This window comes from Maribellus sediminis (assembly GCF_011799805.1).
Classification (GTDB): Bacteria; Bacteroidota; Bacteroidia; order Bacteroidales; family Prolixibacteraceae; genus Draconibacterium; species Draconibacterium sediminis_A.
This window is the reverse complement of sequence record NZ_WXUB01000001.1, coordinates 714,071-732,344: the sequence shown is the minus strand read 5'-3', so window position 1 is coordinate 732,344 and position 18,274 is coordinate 714,071. Positions and strand designations below refer to the sequence as shown.

Here is an 18,274-nt window from a genome sequence, read left to right as displayed (position 1 = left end):
GGTTAATTATTTATTTGTGGGAAATAGATTTTGAACCTGGTCCCTTTGTTTAATGCACTTTCAACTTTGATGATACCATTATGTAAATCCACAATTTTCTTTACATAGCTCAATCCTAACCCAAATCCTTTCACATCGTGAACGTTTCCGGTTGGTACCCTGTAAAACCGGTCGAAAATTTGAGCATGGTGTTCTTTCGCAATTCCTATGCCATTATCTTCAACAGAAATCATCACCTGGTCTTTCCGGTTCTCGGTGCTTACTTTAATATGAGGTACATCCCTGCTGTACTTCATTGCATTATCAAGCAAGTTAAAAATAACATTTGTAATATGAACTTCATCGCCTTTAACAATTGCATTATCAGCCTTAATTTCTGTTGTTAAGGTTCCATTTTTGTTTTTTACCCTCAACTCGAAATTGGAGGCTACCGTTTCAATCATTTTGTTAACGTCGAATTCGCGTAATTTCAACTTTAACCGGCCCTCATTAAAAACAGCCATCTGCAACACTTTTTCAACCTGAAAACTCAATCGTTTGCTTTCCTGGCTTATGACCTTCGAAACGTGTGCAATGGTAGCAGGTGTATTCGAAATGCTTCCATCCTGTAACATCTGACTGGCAAGTGAGATAGTCGAAATCGGCGTTTTCAGCTCGTGGGTCATGTTGTTAATGAAATCGTTTTTTACCATCGACAGCTTTTTCTGCCTTAATATGATCATAATGGCATAAACAAAAATAGCGATCAGTAAACCTGTTAATATTATTGTGGGAATGATGGTCAATCCGGTTTGTTTTAAAAGATACCTTTTCCGATGCGGAAAATAAATATTTAAATAGTTGGGTTTTGGCCCATCATAGTCATTCTGAAACAAAGGCTGGGAATACAAACCGGGACTCCTGGAATCGAAGTCTTTATCGCCCAGTATTACCGATTGTCTGCCCAGATTAGAATTTGTAATGGAATATTTATAAGGCAAATCAATTTTCGTTGCCTGTAAACCGGTTTCTAAGAACTGAACCAAACGAGTTGAGTCTATTCTTTTTTCGATCGGCCAGTCTTCCAATTGTATTTTATAATTTCTCCAGTTGCTGTTGCGCAACCAGCTTTTCCTACGCTGCTGTTGCTCCATGCTTTGTTCCATAAATCCCTTCAATCCGCCTATCAGGGATTTTGTTTGTGTAGAATCCAGAGCCGAAATATGTAATTCTTCTGTGTATACACCCGATGGTCCTTGCTGCGAATAACTAAAACTTAAGCTCATCATCCCTGGTGTTCCGCTAGCGCTACCTCGAGGGAAAACATTCCCGAATACGTCTGCCGGATTCTCAAAGCCAGGTAATTCTCCTCTTTCTGCACTTATCCTTGCGAGCTTTTCCTCATCCTGTTCGAGTTGATCGGCGACAAAGCCAAGTACGTTGCGCACCAACTGATCAAATTGCTCTTCGCGAATATCCGAAGCAGATTTGATCATTGATGTCTGAACCAGTATTAAGCCCGAAAGCACAATAGCCATCAAAACAATCAGCGATATCAACATCTTTCGACTCATGCTTCAAAGATAATTTTAAAGAAATGCGGTGGAATATCGGCTTAACATTATTTAACAGGATATGTGTGATTGTAAAACTTATTAACCAGCCACCACTAACCTGCAAGTAAAATTACTGACCTAAAAGCACTTTTTCAATGACTTTTGGGAAGTGTTCGTATTCGAGTTGATGTACTTTTTGAGCCACCTCATCAGGTGTATCATCGGGAAGAACCGGGCAGCTCGCCTGAAAGATCATTTTGCCTTCATCATAGCTCTCATTAACATAATGAATTGATATCCCCGACTCTTTTTCACCATTTGCTACTACAGCTTTGTGAACATTCATCCCGTACATTCCCTTACCTCCGTATTTGGGCAACAAGGCAGGATGTATATTAACTATGGTAAAATTACGAACCAGATTTTCAGGGATCAGCCATAGGAAGCCGGCAAGCACAATTAAGTCGACTTTACGTTTTCTTAAAGTATCAACAATATCGTCAGTTCCATAAAATTTATCGCGATTAAACACAAAGGTTTCCACCCCAAATTTACGTGCCCTTTCAAGGGCAAATGCATCGGCTTTATTCGACCAAAGGGAGTCGATATCAACCTGCTCATTCTCCGCAAAATAAGTAAATATATTCTCTGCATTTGTACCCGATCCTGAAGCAAAAATTGCTATTCTTTTAATCCCCATCCTAACCTTCATTTTTCTTTTTCGAACTTTTAAACCGGCAATTCAAATTTCGCTATTTAGAATATTAGCCAGTCTACACGTTTACATCTTTTTTTAGAATTTTCTTGGAAGTTTAAACCGTAAATGTATTACTTTGCAGCGAATTATTTAAAACAAAATTTAGTATTAATTAAAATTAAACATTATGTCTGACGTTGCAGCAAAAGTAAAAGCGATAATCGTTGATAAACTTGGCGTTGACGAAAGTGAAGTTACTCCAGAAGCATCTTTCACTAACGATTTAGGTGCCGATTCACTTGACACTGTAGAATTAATCATGGAATTCGAAAAAGAATTCGATTTGGCTATTCCTGATGATGAAGCTGAAAAAATTTCTACAGTAGGCGAAGCAATCGCACACATTGAATCAGCAGTTAAGTAAACTTCTCATATTTTTCATTTTATGGAATTAAAACGGGTAGTAATAACGGGTGTTGGAACCGTTAATCCTTTAGGAAACTCCGTTCAGGAATTCTGGGAGAATTTAAAAAACGGAGTGAGTGGGGCTGGCCCCATTACTCACTTCGATGCTTCCAAGTTTACCACGCAGTTTGCTTGCGAAGTAAAAAATTTCGACCCACTTGAATACGTTGAAAAAAAGGAGGTTCGTAAACACGATCCGTACACATTATATGCTTTTGCCAGTTCGGCCCAGGCAGTTGCCGACAGTGGACTCGATCTGGAAAAAGTAGATGGTGACAGGGTTGGCGTTATCTGGGGAGCCGGCATTGGTGGCTTACAAACTTTCCATGAGGAAGTTCGGGCCTTTAGCGAAGATCGACCACGCTTCTCTCCGTTTTTTATTCCAAAGATGATCGCCAACATAGCTGGTGGTTTAATCTCTATTAAGTACGGATTCAGAGGTCCTAACTACACAACCGTTAGTGCCTGTGCTTCTGCATCGCACGCCATGATTGATGCTTTTAACATGATTCGCATGGGAAAAGCCGACATTATGCTGACAGGTGGTTCTGAAGCAGGAGTAAACGAAGCCGGTCTGGCAGGATTCAATTCAATGCGAGCACTTTCAACCCGTAACGATGATCCGAAAACGGCATCTCGTCCGTTTGATAAAGACCGTGATGGTTTTGTTATGGGTGAAGGATCAGCAGCATTTGTTCTTGAAGAATACGAATCTGCAGTTAATAGAGGAGCCACCATTTATGCAGAATTAGCCGGTGGAGGTATGTCGGCTGATGCGTTCCACATGACAGCACCCGATCCTGATGGACGAGGCGCTACCCTGGTAATGAAATGGGCATTGGAAGATGCCGGTATCAAACCTGAAGATGTGGATTACATCAACGTTCACGGAACATCGACACCTCTTGGCGATATTGCTGAGCCAAAAGCAATTCTCAAAGCATTTGGCGAACATGCCTACAATGTTAGCATCAGTTCTACCAAATCAATGACCGGTCACCTTCTTGGTGCCGCCGGAGCTATTGAAGGACTTGCGAGTATTATGGCATTGAGAAACAATATCGTTCCGCCGACTATTAACCATTTCACCGACGATCCTGAAATTGATAGCAGGTTGGATTTCACATTCAACAAAGCCAAGGAAAGGGAGCTGAATATTGCTATCAGCAATACATTCGGATTTGGTGGACACAACGCTACAGTGGTTTTCAAAAAACTTTAGGAAACCGTGGTTAGAAAAATAGTACAACGAGTAAAACTCTTTTCGTCTGAACGAAAAGAGTTTTATTTATTTTTAAAGGACCTCCTCGGATTTTATCCCCAAAATCTCCGTTTATACGACGTTGCTTTTATTCACAAATCGGCTTCGGTTGTCGATTCGCAAGGTAACCTGGTAAATAACGAACGCCTTGAATACCTTGGCGATGCCATTTTAGGAGCCATTATTGCCGATTTTTTGTACAACCGTTTTCCGCAGGAAGACGAAGGCTTTCTGACCAAAACCCGTTCGAAATTGGTCAACCGTGCTTTTCTCACCCAGTTGACTCACGACATGGGGCTGCACGTATTTATCGATTCGAATACCACAAAAAAAATAGATAAAAGCCACATTTACGGCGATGCTCTGGAAGCATTGATCGGGGCCATTTACCTCGACCGCGACTACCAGGCAGCTAAATTTTTTGTGACGAAAAAAATACTTTCACAATTTGTTAACCTCAACGAGATCGAACAGGAAGATTCGAACTTTAAAAGCCAGTTGATAGAGTGGAGCCAAAAAAACAAGCGCGAACTTGAGTTTGAAACAACCGAAGAAACCGATGAAAACCTGAAACAGCCCAAATTTATCGCTGTTGTAAAAATCGATAACGAAAAAGTTGGTACAGGCAGCGGCAGTTCAAAAAAAGAGGCACATCAGAATGCTGCCAGGGTCACGCTCAAAAAGATCAACGAATTAAAGTAAACTTCGGGTTGTAACTAACACATTCTTTTTAATTTTGCCCGCGCAAAAAAGCTTAAATGGAACACATTCTCATCATAGGCATTGGATTCCTGGCACAGGTTCTTTTTTTCATCAGAATCATTGCGCAGTGGTTTAAATCGGAAAAAGAAGGCGAAGTTCTTTCTCCGGTTATCTTCTGGCAAATCAGTTTAGTGGCTTCAATACTAATGCTGACTTATGGCATTTTACGTCACGATTTTGCCATTGTTGTCGGTCAGTTGTTGGTTTACATGATTTATATTCGGAACCTGCAGTTAAAAAATGCATGGAAAAGTATGCACTGGTTGTCCCGGATTCTGGCCATTACTGTTCCGCTGGGCTATGTATTCTGGCTCATTTCCTCCGGAAATTTCTCCTCTATGCTAAAGAATGAAGATGTGAGTGCCTTCTGGTTAGTTTGGGGAACGCTGGCACAGATCGTATTTATTTCGCGTTTCTTCTACCAATGGATATTTTCAGAAAAGGAAAAAGACTCTGTTTTCCCTCTGGGTTTCTGGGTTATCAGCATTCTGGGTTCATCCATGATTTTCACCTATTCTATCCCCCGACTCGATCCGGTATTATTTGCATCCCATGGATTCGGTATTTTTGTGTACACCAGAAATATCCTGCTTCATTACGGAAGAAAAAGCCTTTTTACCAGGTTGGAGCAAATGCCTGTTATCAATAAGATTGTTGGTAAAGTTTCGGATAAAATAAAATAGAAACCGCACATTGTAATTCCTTGATCTGCTTTAGTTTTTAGTCAATAAGTAGCTGTATTTGATTTCGATAGCAAATCAAAAAGCCGTAACTTGTCTCTACTTAGCAACACGCTAAAATCAAGAACACGAACAAAACCTTTGAACGGTGGAATATGGATAACAACACATCCATATCGAAAGTTACTCGTATTAAAGATCGTCTGATCCTGGGGATTGACAGCTACGTGGCCGATCCAAGGCTAAGCCCTGAAGAACAACTTCGGAAAAGGTGGGCCTTGATCTGGATGTTCTCAACCCTACTGGGTGTTATCGCTTCCATTATTTACTTTCTTTTTATTCTGAAGCTTTGGCCCCTCATCTGGGTTGGAGTAATGTTCATTATGGGTTACACCTTTCTATTTCTGCTTTACCCTCGTGTTTTGCGTTTCGACCTGGTATGCAATATCATATTTGCCATTTTTACTCTTATGGTATTCTTTGCTATGCTTCAAACAGGAGGTTTATCAAGCTCTCTGGGCTTTGTTTTTGTTGGAATTAATGCCGCCATGGGCTCAGTGCTTGTCGGCAATCTTCGGTGGACCATTGCGATGTTCACCTTGTATTGTTCTACAATTGTTGCTTTGGGAATAGCACAGCCTTACCTGCAAACACCTGATTATATAACGGCTGAGATCAACGCCAAAGCTTTTGTTTTTTTGGCGGTATGGATTAATGCCTGTATCCTGTTCCTGGTTATACTTTTTATGAAGGACAAAAGTCGTTACGAAAAAGCAGAAGCTGAAAAACTCCGAAAACTCGATGAAGCAAAAACACTTCTCTACACAAATGTATCACACGAATTCAGGACTCCCCTAACCATTATCAGGGGAATTGCAGAACAAATTGAAGACAGATCGGAAAACCAAAGTAAAAGCGATTCGATAAAAATCAAAACACAAAGTGAAATCTTGCTTCGTTTGGTAAAACAAATGCTCGATATCTCGAAAATCGAGGCCGAAGGAATCCGCCTAAATGAAGTTCATGGAAATATTGGACGTTACATTCAATACATTACTGCCCAGTTCGAAAGCCTGGCCCAAACATTTAAGATTCACCTATCGATCAAGCTTCCTAACGATCCGATATTTACGGACTACGATCCTGAAAAACTAATGGAAGTATTGGCCAACCTGCTTTCGAATGCCATCAAGTTCACGCAAGCTGGTGGGAATATTTTAGTTACCGTTTCGTTATTTGAAAACGACGAAAATCAGCAGGTACAAATCCGTGTTTCTGATACCGGGAAAGGAATACCTGCTGAAGAAATCCCACATATTTTTGATCGTTTTTACCAGGTTAAAGATCACAAATCTCAAACATCCGGAACCGGGCTTGGTCTGGCTTTAACTTACGAACTGGTGGAATTGATGAATGGAAAAATCAAGGTTGACAGTACTCCCGGAAAGGGCTCGGTTTTCTCGGTTAATCTTCCGATTAAAAATTCAGCACCCGAAGCAAGCGATGATGGTATTTCGGGCATAAAAGGTCTTGAGAATTCGACTATCTTAAGGTCTCACAGAACATCTACAGAAAAATTTCAAAACTATCAGCCTGAGAAACCGCTGCTTCTGATTGTTGAGGACAATGAAGATGTACTCGAATATCTGGTTTCAGTTTTAGAAAACAACTACCAACTCGATCTCGCACTAAACGGGAAGGAAGGATTGGAGAAAGCCCGGAATCACATACCTGATGTAATTCTGACGGATGTAATGATGCCTGAAATGGATGGCTTTGAAATGATCGGGAATTTGAGAAACGACGTGCGAACGGATCACATTCCAGTGGTAGTACTGACTGCGCGTGGCGATTTCGACTCACAAATATCCGGGCTTGAAATTGGTGCTGATCATTACCTGGTAAAACCATTTAACAAACAGGAGTTGCTACTGAAACTGCGGAACCTGCTTGAAGCCCGTAATAAGATGCAGTTAAAACTCGGAATTCTACAGCCAGGTTCAAGCGGGAAATCGGAATACCGGCAGGAAATTAAATTTATGGGAAAACTGAATACGCTTCTTGAGACGAATTTGGATGCTGAAGATTTTGGAGTTACTGAAATTTGCATGGCATTTAACATGAGCCGACCTCAATTGTACCGGAAATTTAAAGCGCTTACCAATAAATCAATTGGAAAATACCTTCGTTCATACCGACTTCAGAAAGCAAAACACTTTTTGGAAAGCAAAGAACTAAACGTTACCGAAGCTGCATTTGCTACGGGTTTTAAAAACCTCTCCCATTTCAGTGCCATTTTTCACGAAGAATTTGGGATTCCTCCAAGTGAAGTAACAAAAGATATTGAATAGGAACTTTGCAACAATTACCAAAACATTTGAGATAAGTACCAAAACTCGGCACATATTCTTCGCATACCTTTATCGGACATTAAATCACAACATCTAATCTTTTAAATTTCAATGCGATGAAACATCTATTATTCCTTCTACTGCTAAGTCTGAGCCTTGTATTTACTGGCTGCGACGTAAACGATTCGCTGTTCCCCGAATCGGAATCCGAAAGTGATCTGAAATCTGCTGAGCTAAAGATGGTCCCAATTAAAGGAGAAATTCAATCACATGTTACCGCCTATCAGGATGGTGTGCCTGTTCAGGGAATTCTTTCCGGAAACATGACGCACCTGGGGCAGTTAATTGCAGAAAAAAGTATTTTCAATACTACTTCTTTAACGCTTGATGAAGCTACATGGACCATTAGTTGGGAAATGTCAGGAGCTACATGTGCTGCAAACGGCGATTTGATGTACTACAATCTGTCCGGAACATTTAATATTCCGGCCAACGAATTAATTGCACATATCGAAATTGAAAACGGAACCGGCAGATTTAAAAATGCTGTAGGTTATGTAGAAGCCAGCGGTTATGCCGACGATCCGATGGCCATAACAACAATGTATATGCATTGCGAAGGATTGATATCGAATGTTGGCAGTGGTAAATATTAAAACTTTCTCCTCACTTTAAACTATCGAATAATGAAGTCTAGCAGCGTTCTTTTTCTGGTTTGCCTGGCAGGTTTTCTTCTTTCGGGTTGTAATGAAAGTAAAGTGGCGCAACAAAATGAGTCCATCGCCATTTCGTTTATCAAAGCCTGGGATTCACATAAAGCCACAGATCTTAATGCTTTATTTGCCAAAGATTTTTTATACACAGAGGTAGCATCAGGACAAACTTACGCGAATGCAGATGCACTCACAACATATTTTACTGCGACAATTGCAGGCATACCTGATTCAAAGTTTAAAATAGTTTCGGTAATGGGGAATGAAAAATATGCCGCTATTGAGTGGATTTGGAAAGGAACAAACTCGGTTGGTTGGGATTTTATAGGAATACCTGCTACCGGCAAATATTTTGAATTGCCGGGAGTTTCTGTGATGGAAATCGAAAACCAAAAAATAATACGAAACAGCGACTACTGGGACTGGAACACTTTCATGAAGCTTATTGGAGCCACACCTTAGTTTTGTTATAGTCCTACTGTCTTCTTGTCCTCTAAAAATGTTTTCATTAAATAAAAGCCGTCTCTATCTTTCAGTGGAGACGGCCTCGCATTCTTTCTTTTGAACTTGCTTAATTGTTTTCCGGCATTTTGGCTTTAATAATTGCTTTCAACACATAATAAAACAGCATTGCAATTACAAATACGATCAATCCCCAAATGGGGGCATAAAAACTTACTATTGCACCGTTCATCACAATTTGCGGCGATACATCAGCTGCAGCCTTAATCGCTTCGAGCGCCTCCACAATGCCAATTACCTGTGATAAAAATCCGAGAGCTACAGCCAGCGAACCTGACATTTTAATCAGGCCAAGCAGGCGTGTGTTTACGTTCCTTTTTCCTACAATCTGAACTACTTTCCATACGGTGATCACCAATGCAAGCAGCCCCAAAATTGTTATCAGATTCATATACGGACCGCCTATCTTATAGGCTTGCATAACATATTGAAATCCGCTGTCCGCTTTGTCTAAATCAATCATTTTGTTTGTTTTTTTGGTTTTCGACTGCAAGCTAAATCACAAACTGCATTAGCGGGTACTTTAATCGTTGAACGACACCAAACCACAGTTTAACTACCTGCGCCCCTTTAATTGCCGTGTGCCGCCGATTTTGGTTGTTTAACTTTTAAATGTTGCCTTTTATCGATTGAATTTCTGAAGATTAAAAATCCTCATTATTTTTCTAATTTTAGAATATTATGAAAGAGAAATGGCTACATATCATCCAAAAAATCAGTTCATCAGGATCACTCAGGATTTCACTTCATGTACTGTTCTGGTTAACGGTTGGGTATTTTTACTATTTCATATTCATATTGAATAGTGACTTTCCGAAAGTTTCGCTCATTTTTACAATTGGTCTTTTACCGGTTGCCATCCTCGAAACCTATATTTTCAATTACCTGCTTATCCCAAAATTCTTAAGCAACAGGAAATACGGTAAATTCTTTTACCTCAGCCTGTTTACGGTATTGGTTTCAACATGGCTTTCGTTTCTGATTGTTTTTTATGCCTTAATCAATATTCTGAACACTGAAGCTTCACTCGAACCGGCCACTTTGCACCCCGAACTTCAGGTGATATCGCTGAATTTTATCGTGTTTTTTGCCATTGCCGTAAAACAGGTGAAACGCGCTTTTTTCATGCAACAGGAAAAAAATGAACTCGAAAAGGCGCAACTCACTACTCAACTTAAATTAAAAGAAGCCGAACTGAAACTGTTGAAAGCTCAGGTTCATCCACACTTTCTATTCAATACGCTGAACAACCTTTACGGGCTAACACTCGAAAAATCGGATGAAGCACCAAAACTCGTTTTGCAGCTTTCCGAAATTCTCGATTACATACTGTACCGCTGCGATGCCCCAAAAGTGCTTTTGAAAGAAGATTTGAACAACCTGAAAAATTACATTGATATTGAAAAAATACGTTACTCGCATAAACTGAAAATGACGGTAGAATTTCCGAAACATACCGGTAAATTGCAGATAGCACCACTGATTTTGTTGCCCTACGTTGAAAACGCGTTTAAGCACGGTGTCAGCCATTTCCCGGGAACCGCTTTTGTGAAAATCAGCCTGTCGGTTTCGGGAAAGAACCTGAACTTTCATATTGAAAACACACGAAATCCACTGGTAAAAAATGGCAACAACACATCAGGTGGAATTGGAATGGCCAATGCCAAGCGCCGGCTCGACCTGTTGTATGCCGGCAATTACATCCTTGAAGTTGATAAAAAGGATGAGACTTTTTCTGTAAATTTAACTCTGAAACTGGAGGAATAATATGTACCGCTGCCTGATCATCGACGATGAACCGATTGCGATTCGCGTAATCCGAAATCATCTTGCCTCCTTTAGCGATTTCGAAGTGGTGGCAGAATGTAACAATGCACTCGAGGCGATTTCAGTTCTTTCAAAAGAAAAGATCGACCTGATGTTTTGCGATATTCAGATGCCCCAACTTACCGGAGTTGATTTGGTGAAAACGCTATCACACCCACCTCAGGTAATTTTTACCACGGCTTACCGCGATTATGCAGTTGATGCCTTCGAATTACACGTGGTTGATTACCTTTTAAAACCCATTTCGTTCGAACGCTTTGCAAAAGCCATTCAGCATTTTCTGATCCAGGAAAATCCAACACCTCCGTTGCGGGAAAGTATAAGTACGAACCAGGAAAAGGACTTTATTTTTCTTAAAGCCGATAAAAAACACTACAAAGTAAATCTTGCCGACATCCTATTCATCGAAAGCCTTGGCGATTATGTTATTACCTACACCGCTGATATGAAAATTGTTTCAAAAGAACGAATCAGCCATCTCGCCGAAGTGCTACCTTCCGATCGTTTTATACAAATCCACCGAAGTTACATTGTTTCAATCGATAAGATTGGATCAGTCGGGCCCGGCTTCGTGGAGATCAACAAAAAGAAGTTGCCCGTTGGACGCAATTACAAGGCTGAACTCAATAAGCTTATGGATAACTTTTAATCTTTTCCCTTCTCAACTTTTTTGGTATTTTTAGCCATACATTCGTAAATATGGATGACAGGAGAAAATATAATATTCGTGCCGGATGGTTTTCCATTCTTGGAAATATCCTGCTTTCAGGATTAAAGTACTGGGCGGGAATTTCTACCGGGTCGCTGGCCCTGGTTGCCGATGCTTGGCATTCTATTTCCGACGTTGTTACCTCTGCCATTGTGCTGATCGGAGGTAAGATTTCGCGAAAACCGGCCGACGATGATCACCCCTTCGGACATGGAAGGGCCGAACATATAGCCGCAATAATTATTGGTGTTGTGCTAGCAATTGTTGCCTTCGATTTTGTTCTTAACGGAATTGAAAAGCTAGGCGAACGCGAACATACCTATTACAGTACTTTCGCATGGATCGCCATCATTATTTCAATTATTATGAATGAATTAATGACGCAGTATTCGTTTTGGGCCGGCAAAAAAATAAATTCCACCATGCTTATCGCCGATGGCTGGCATCACCGGACTGATGCACTTTCATCAATAATTGTGCTGATAGGTATAATTTTAGGAAGATCGTTCTGGTGGACCGATGCTGTATTGAGTATTATCGTTGCCATCATGATCGCTTATGCGAGTTACGAAATTCTGTCAAAAGAAATAAATTCACTCCTCGGAGAAAGTCCCTCCGACGAATTATTGCTTTCCATCCGTGAAGCAGCACAAAAAAATTTCGACCGTCCGTTACACATTCATCATATTCATTTGCACAATTACGGACACCATACAGAAATGAGTTGCCACATCAAGCTTCCGCCCGAAATGTCGCTCAATGAAGCTCACGATATATGCACCAAAATTGAAAAGGAAATCAAAGCAGAGTTCGGTTATTTCACAACTATTCATCCCGAACCGGTAAAATTGGAAAATCTATAAACTAAGGCAACTCAATAATCTTCAGGTTTCTGAAATGAATTTCTGCTCCTTCCGATTCCAGACAAATGTAGCCTTCTGTTTTTGAGGCTTTGCTAATACCGTTTACAAATTTACCGTTTACCGAAAGTTTAATTGTACCGTCAATGCAAACTACGTCGTACACATTCCATTCGCCCTTACCTTTACACCGGTTTTCCAACGATTTGCTGCGTTCGCCACGCGGATTATCCGGTATAACAGTAACTCCGCCTACTCCAAATAATTCGCCGTGAACATAGGCAATCGGCGGTTCTTTACCATCGCGTTTGTTAAGCTTAACCCAATCAAGTTCAAGCATCTGCACTTCAACACCATTGGGCAAACGATTCGATCCGGGTTCAGCATCGCTCCACACAAAAGTACCCGAGTTTCCCCCCGCCTCCATGTGTTTCCATTCAATATGCATCATAAAATTCCGGTACTTTTTCGCTGAACGGATCACTCCTATCGGCTGGCCGAAACAGATCAGTTCCGTACCGTTTTTCTTCCAGGTATCAGAAAGCGTGTTTACCTGTATCCATTCAATTGAATCGGTTCTGGTGTTTTCGCCATCCACCACATGCTGCCAGGAGACAACTTCTCCGAAACTGAATAAATTTTCTTGTGCGTTTGCTACGGCTAACGACAGAAAAATCAACACTAAAACTACCTGAACCTTCATACTTCTATTATATAAACTCCGAACTAACTCAGTTTATTCTCAACGCCTGCCAGCGGTATCCCACTTTTAATACCTTCTACCGGGCCAAATGAATAAGTTTTAGGACCGAGGTACAAATCAGAATTCATCACCTCTTCCCACGAAACATCTTTACCTGTATAGGCTGCAATTCTTCCCATTATAGTAGTAATGGTGGAATTCACCTGTGCCTCGGCATCGTTAACAGGTTTGCCGGTTCTGATGGCGGTAACCAGGTTAATGTGTTCCTGCACAAAAGGATTAGTAACTCTCCATTTCGGATCTGTAACGCCTTCTTCCCACTTCGGATAAGTCCAAACCCGATTCCCCTCAGCATCCAGAATTTCGCCCGAAGCGTTTGCAACACCATTAGTTCCAATAATGCGTTCTACTTTGCTGTTGGTGCAACCATTAATTTGCCGTGATGCTGCATGTGTCCGCATGCCATTTTCATACACGTATTCAACACTGAAAAAATCATATTGATCGCCTGTAATCCGCCGCTGACGTCCGCCGTAGCCGACAGCCTTTAACGGATTCTTGCCTACAAACCAGCTCATCACATCAACTTCGTGAATAAACTGCTCGGTAATATGGTCGCCCGAAAGCCAGCAAAAATTCACCCAGTTTCGCAGCATATATTCCATATCTGTCCATTGTGGCTGGCGTTTTCTGAACCACAATGCACCACCGTTTCGAAGAATATTTGCACCTACGATTTCTCCGATTTCACCGTTTTTCACTTTTTGCTGTGTGATCATGTAGTCCTTCTGAACACGCCGAATTGTGCCACTTACCATCGATAAACCAAGTGCTTCAGCTTTCTTAGATGAGGCGAGAACCGAACGGGCTCCAACCGGATCAACAGCGCATGGTTTTTCCATAAACACATTTTTGCGCGCATTGACTGCTGCTTCAACATGCACCGGACGAAAATGTGGCGGAGTACACAACAACACCAGATCTACTCCCGAATCAATTACTTTCTGATAGGCATCAAAACCCAGGAAACATTTCTCATCCGCTATTTCCACTCCCCGTTCTGTTTTAAGCTGCTCACGGCAATTATCAATTTTATCCTGAAAAACATCGCCCAACGCAACGATCTCCAGGTTTGGCCCGGCATCCAGAAAATTGATCGCTGCTCCGGTACCGCGGCCTCCGCAACCAACCAATCCTGCCTTTATGACCTTTCCATCCGGAGCTCGATCCAATAAATCGGGGACCGGTGTCTCGGCTACCGGTGTCTTTTCATTGGAACAGGCAGCCAGTAAGGTGGCGGCACCCAAAGCACCCACTGTACTTTTGGTAATAAAACTTCTTCTGTTAAGGTCTTTTTCGGCCATGATTCACAAAGTTTTTGTTAAAAGGAGTGTAAAATATAAGAATTATTTGGCTTTTGCCATCTTTACAGATGTTGTTTCACAGCCTTCGGATTTGATATTCTCAGCAAGGTAGAGTATATTTAATTCACATTCAATCTTTAAATTATACAACCATGAAAAATGCGTTTTTCTTCCTTGTTGCAGTAATTTTATTATCGTGCAATACTAAACCCAAAGACAACTCAAAAACGGAAAACACTGAAAAAAGCACACCAAAACTGGAGTTAATCTGGGAATCAGATACATTGCTGCGTACACCGGAATCGGTACTTCTTGATACAATAAACAATATATTATATGTATCAAACATCAACTCCAATCCATGGGAAAAGGACGGTAATGGTTTTATTTCGAAAATGGACAAGGAGGGAAACATTACAGAGCTGAAATGGGTGGAAGGATTGAGTGCACCAAAAGGAATGGGACTGCAGGGAAACCAACTTTTTGTTGCCGATATTGATGAGTTGGAACAAATCGATGTTGAATCAGCCAGTATTGCTGCACGTTACCCGGCCACTGCCGATGCGCAGTTAAACGATGTTACGGTTGGCGACGATGGAAATGTGTATGTTTCGGCATCGGGAACCAGCAAGATCTATAAACTCGAAAAAGGAATTTTAGCCCCCGTTTTTGAAGGCAAAGGCGACGAACGCTTCAATGGGCTCTATTGGGAAAAAGACCGAATGATGCTGGTTACCAGTGGTAGCAGTCAGTTTTTGGCGATTCCGTGGCTTACCATGGAAGCAAAGGTAATTTCGGAGAATATGGGAGCCGGTGATGCGGTTTGCGGAGTTGGCGATGGAAATTATATCACCACCAGTTGGTCGGGAACTATTTTTTATGTTGATTCGGAAGGCAAAGTTACCACCTTGCTCGACACCCAGGAACAGGAAGAAAATACAGCTGATGCGGCCTACAGCGTTAAAGACCAGGTTCTGTATGTGCCTACTTTCTTTAAAAACCAGATTAAAGCCTATAAACTGATCAGGTAGTTTTGACAAAAATAATGGCGGCTATGATTGTTTTCATGCTCTGCTAAGGCAGTATTCATTATCATTGGCACTTAATAATTTTCACTCAAAATGAAAAAATTTCTTTTTCTATTTCTTATGCTTTGTGCCGGAATCGTTATAGCGCAGCCAAAAACAGACGAGCTTTTTTTTGAGGATCGTCTAAAAAAAACGCTTACTGAAGACAATATTTTCAGATCGGATGAATACTACAACTGGTGCTCATCGATCATTAAAAGCGATGATGGTAAATACCACCTGTTTTATTCGCGCTGGCCCAAAAAATATGGATTTCTGAGTTGGCTGACGCATTCCGAAGTAGCGCACGCTGTTTCCGATTCACCCGCCGGTCCATGGGAATACAAGGAAACAGTCATGCAAAGCCACGGCAAGGGACACTGGGATGCGATAACCGTGCACAACCCAAAAATCAAAAAGTTTGGAGACAAATATTACCTCTATTATGTTTCCACCAACATGGGCGACCAGGACTACACCGAGGAAGAATTAGTTGAAACAGCAAAGGTTGGTTACAGTCATCCGAACTGGAAGAAATACCTGCGCCCCAACCAGCGAACCGGTGTTGCAGTTGCTTCTTCGTTAAACGGGCCGTGGGAAAGGATGGATCAACCACTTATCGAGCCATCAGGACCAATTGCTACCATAACTGTGAATCCGGCCATTACACAGGGAAAAGACGGAAAGTATTACCTGATTGTAAAAGGAGACAAACCCAACGAAACACGCTTTATCAGAAACCAGGCGATTGCCATTTCTGATTCACCCACCGGACCTTTTAAAATGATGGACAAACCGGTAATCGATTACCTCGACACCGAAGATATGTCGCTTTGGTACGACGGCAAACGCGACTATTATTATGGTGTTTTTCATGCCAATTCTTTTATCGGAATGGTAAGTTCAGCCGATGGATTTAACTGGAAAAAGGCAACGGAATATGTACTCATGGACAAAATCCTGCAAACAAGCGATGGGCTTATGAAACCCGACCGTCTGGAACGTCCCTTCGTTTATGTTGAAAATGACGAACCACAGGTGCTTTCGCTTGCAGTAAAAAAGGGAGATGACGCTTACATTGTTTTTATTCCGGTTCAATAGAATATACGACCGCTTCTGAATAAAGCATCCGTTTAACAGTGAATTTATTTTCTATATTTACACTATCTATTTAAATATTTTAAAAACTAATTAATGAAAAAAATAACCGTTTCAGCTCTTGTTGCTGCTTTGTTCGTGCTGTTTCAGGCATGCTCCGAAAAAATTGAAACCGACCTTACAAAAACGGCTTTCATTCCTAAACCTGTGAGCATTGCAGCTACCGGGACTGCATTTGAAATCAAAAAATCAACCGTTATCTATGTTCAGGAAGGTTCGGAACAGCTGCTGCATACTGCCGGAATCCTGGCAGCAGAAATTGGAAAAGTTACCGGCCAAACCAGAGTTCAAACCGTAAGTGAGGCACCATCAAAAGGTATCTACCTTGCCATTCAGGAAAATGATGATTTGGGTAAAGAAGGATACGAACTTAACATTGGCAAGAAATTAATTACCATCACCGGAACCAACGCTGCCGGATGTTTTTACGGTGTGCAAACTTTATTGCAAACGCTCCCGGTTAATACCTCTCTGGAGGAACCGCTTTATTTAGCAACCGGTACCGTTCGCGATTATCCTGAATACGGTTATCGAGGTGCCATGCTCGATGTTGCCCGTCATTTTTTCACGCTTGAAGAAGTAAAACAATACATCGATTTTCTGGCGCTGTACAAAATGAATGCGCTACACCTGCATTTGTCGGATGACCAGGGCTGGAGGATTGAAATTAAATCGTGGCCAAAACTTACTGAGATTGGTGCACAAACCGAAGTTGGCGGTGGCGAAGGCGGCTTTTACACCCAGGAAGAATACAAGGAACTGGTTCAGTATGCTGCCGATCGTCAGATCATGATCGTTCCTGAAATTGATATGCCGGGCCACACCAATGCCGCACTGGCATCGTATGCCGAACTGAATTGCGACGGAAAAGCCCGCGATTTGTATACCGGAACTGAAGTGGGTTTCAGTACGCTTTGCACCGATAAAGAAGTTACTTACGAATTTATTGATGACGTACTGCGCGAGTTGGTGGCGTTAACGCCAGGTGACTACATTCACATTGGTGGCGATGAATCGCATGTAACGGCGCACGACGACTATGTATATTTTGTAAATCGTGTTCAAAAAATTGTTGGGAAATACGGAAAGAAAGTAATTGGCTGGGACGAGATCGCCAATGCTGAACTGGTTGACGATGCTACCGTTCAGTTTTGGGCCGATGTTAAAAATACCACGATGGGCGTTGAAAAAGGTGCAAAAGTACTTATGTCGCCTGCAGCCCGCGCTTATCTTGATATGCAATACGATTCAACTTCGCAGTATGGCTTACACTGGGCCGGTTATATTGAAGTAGATCACGGTTACAACTGGGACCCGGCAACTTTGGTTGAAGGAGTTACCAAAGAAAATATTATTGGAATTGAAGCACCGCTTTGGTCGGAAACAGTTTCGAACATCGATGAAGCGGAGTACCTGGTTTTTCCGCGCCTGCCCGGTTATGCCGAAATTGGCTGGACGGCACCTGTCGAAAGAAACTGGGAGGCATACAAAACACGTTTGGCAAAACACGGCAAACGCTTCGAAGCTTTGGGAATCGACTATTACAAGTCGAAACTTGTTCCCTGGGAGGAATAAAAGCTGATTCGAATTTCAAAAAAAC

18 protein-coding genes are annotated in these 18,274 nt (G+C 41.6%); 13 read left to right on the top strand and 5 right to left on the bottom strand.

Annotated elements, in window-relative coordinates:
• Positions 1-2 precede the first annotated feature (2 nt).
• Entirely contained in the window at positions 3-1,553 is a 1,551-nt protein-coding gene (locus HFD85_RS02785; RefSeq protein ID WP_167605078.1) for a sensor histidine kinase, read from the bottom strand.
• A 112-nt stretch (positions 1,554-1,665) separates the two neighbouring features.
• Positions 1,666-2,235, bottom strand: coding sequence for a phosphoribosylglycinamide formyltransferase (gene purN, locus HFD85_RS02780; protein WP_240925001.1), 570 nt, complete (start codon positions 2,233-2,235; stop codon positions 1,666-1,668).
• 184 nt (positions 2,236-2,419) lie between these two features.
• On the opposite strand from purN, the gene HFD85_RS02775 reads away from it, so the two are divergent.
• From HFD85_RS02775 to HFD85_RS02745, 7 genes are all read left to right on the top strand, one after another.
• A complete protein-coding gene (locus tag HFD85_RS02775) occupies positions 2,420-2,656 on the top strand; it encodes an acyl carrier protein (protein ID WP_167605076.1) in 237 nt (78 codons plus the stop codon).
• Between the two features lie 21 nt (positions 2,657-2,677).
• Complete coding sequence (gene fabF / locus HFD85_RS02770) at positions 2,678-3,919, top strand: beta-ketoacyl-ACP synthase II (RefSeq protein ID WP_167605075.1); 1,242 nt, start codon at positions 2,678-2,680, stop codon at positions 3,917-3,919.
• A gap of 6 nt (positions 3,920-3,925) precedes the next feature.
• Positions 3,926-4,660: a ribonuclease III gene (gene rnc / locus HFD85_RS02765; RefSeq protein WP_167605074.1), complete on the top strand. Its 735-nt coding sequence runs from the start codon at positions 3,926-3,928 to the stop codon at positions 4,658-4,660.
• Positions 4,661-4,716: 56 nt separating this feature from the next.
• Positions 4,717-5,403: a lipid-A-disaccharide synthase N-terminal domain-containing protein gene (locus HFD85_RS02760; protein ID WP_167605073.1), complete on the top strand. Its 687-nt coding sequence runs from the start codon at positions 4,717-4,719 to the stop codon at positions 5,401-5,403.
• Positions 5,404-5,555: 152 nt separating this feature from the next.
• Positions 5,556-7,751, top strand: coding sequence for a hybrid sensor histidine kinase/response regulator transcription factor (locus HFD85_RS02755; RefSeq protein ID WP_167605072.1), 2,196 nt, complete (start codon positions 5,556-5,558; stop codon positions 7,749-7,751).
• A gap of 116 nt (positions 7,752-7,867) precedes the next feature.
• Positions 7,868-8,407 (top strand): hypothetical protein, encoded by a 540-nt coding sequence (locus HFD85_RS02750; RefSeq protein WP_167605071.1) that lies wholly within the window; start codon positions 7,868-7,870, stop codon positions 8,405-8,407.
• Positions 8,408-8,437: 30 nt separating this feature from the next.
• On the top strand, positions 8,438-8,926 hold the full coding sequence (locus HFD85_RS02745) for a nuclear transport factor 2 family protein (RefSeq protein ID WP_167605070.1): 489 nt from the start codon (positions 8,438-8,440) through the stop codon (positions 8,924-8,926).
• A gap of 109 nt (positions 8,927-9,035) precedes the next feature.
• Here the strand turns inward: HFD85_RS02745 and HFD85_RS02740 are convergent, their stop codons facing one another.
• On the bottom strand, positions 9,036-9,449 hold the full coding sequence (locus HFD85_RS02740; RefSeq protein ID WP_167605069.1) for a MotA/TolQ/ExbB proton channel family protein: 414 nt from the start codon (positions 9,447-9,449) through the stop codon (positions 9,036-9,038).
• A gap of 218 nt (positions 9,450-9,667) precedes the next feature.
• Here HFD85_RS02740 and HFD85_RS02735 point away from each other — a divergent pair, with 218 nt between their 5' ends.
• From HFD85_RS02735 to HFD85_RS02725, 3 genes are read left to right on the top strand one after another with little or no spacing between them, the layout of a single operon-like run.
• Complete coding sequence (locus tag HFD85_RS02735) at positions 9,668-10,753, top strand: sensor histidine kinase (RefSeq protein ID WP_167605068.1); 1,086 nt, start codon at positions 9,668-9,670, stop codon at positions 10,751-10,753.
• 1 nt (position 10,754) lies between these two features.
• Positions 10,755-11,462, top strand: a complete 708-nt coding sequence (locus HFD85_RS02730) for a LytR/AlgR family response regulator transcription factor (protein WP_167605067.1) — start codon at positions 10,755-10,757, stop codon at positions 11,460-11,462.
• Positions 11,463-11,512: 50 nt separating this feature from the next.
• Positions 11,513-12,385, top strand: a complete 873-nt coding sequence (locus HFD85_RS02725) for a cation diffusion facilitator family transporter (RefSeq protein WP_167605066.1) — start codon at positions 11,513-11,515, stop codon at positions 12,383-12,385.
• 1 nt (position 12,386) lies between these two features.
• On the opposite strand, the gene HFD85_RS02720 is transcribed toward HFD85_RS02725, so the two are convergent.
• Entirely contained in the window at positions 12,387-13,085 is a 699-nt protein-coding gene (locus tag HFD85_RS02720) for a 3-keto-disaccharide hydrolase (protein WP_167605065.1), read from the bottom strand.
• Positions 13,086-13,108: 23 nt separating this feature from the next.
• Entirely contained in the window at positions 13,109-14,449 is a 1,341-nt protein-coding gene (locus tag HFD85_RS02715; protein WP_206081843.1) for a Gfo/Idh/MocA family protein, read from the bottom strand.
• 152 nt (positions 14,450-14,601) lie between these two features.
• Between HFD85_RS02715 and HFD85_RS02710 the strand changes: the two genes are divergently transcribed.
• The 3 genes from HFD85_RS02710 to HFD85_RS02700 all read left to right on the top strand — a co-directional run bounded on the left by HFD85_RS02710 (position 14,602) and on the right by HFD85_RS02700 (position 18,249).
• Entirely contained in the window at positions 14,602-15,480 is an 879-nt protein-coding gene (locus HFD85_RS02710) for an SMP-30/gluconolactonase/LRE family protein (RefSeq protein ID WP_167605064.1), read from the top strand.
• A gap of 90 nt (positions 15,481-15,570) precedes the next feature.
• Positions 15,571-16,617 carry a glycoside hydrolase family protein gene (locus HFD85_RS02705; protein ID WP_167605063.1) on the top strand — a complete coding sequence of 349 codons (1,047 nt, stop codon included), beginning with the start codon at positions 15,571-15,573 and terminating at the stop codon, positions 16,615-16,617.
• 93 nt (positions 16,618-16,710) lie between these two features.
• Positions 16,711-18,249, top strand: a complete 1,539-nt coding sequence (locus tag HFD85_RS02700) for a beta-N-acetylhexosaminidase (protein WP_167605062.1) — start codon at positions 16,711-16,713, stop codon at positions 18,247-18,249.
• The last annotated feature ends 25 nt before the right edge of the window (positions 18,250-18,274 follow it).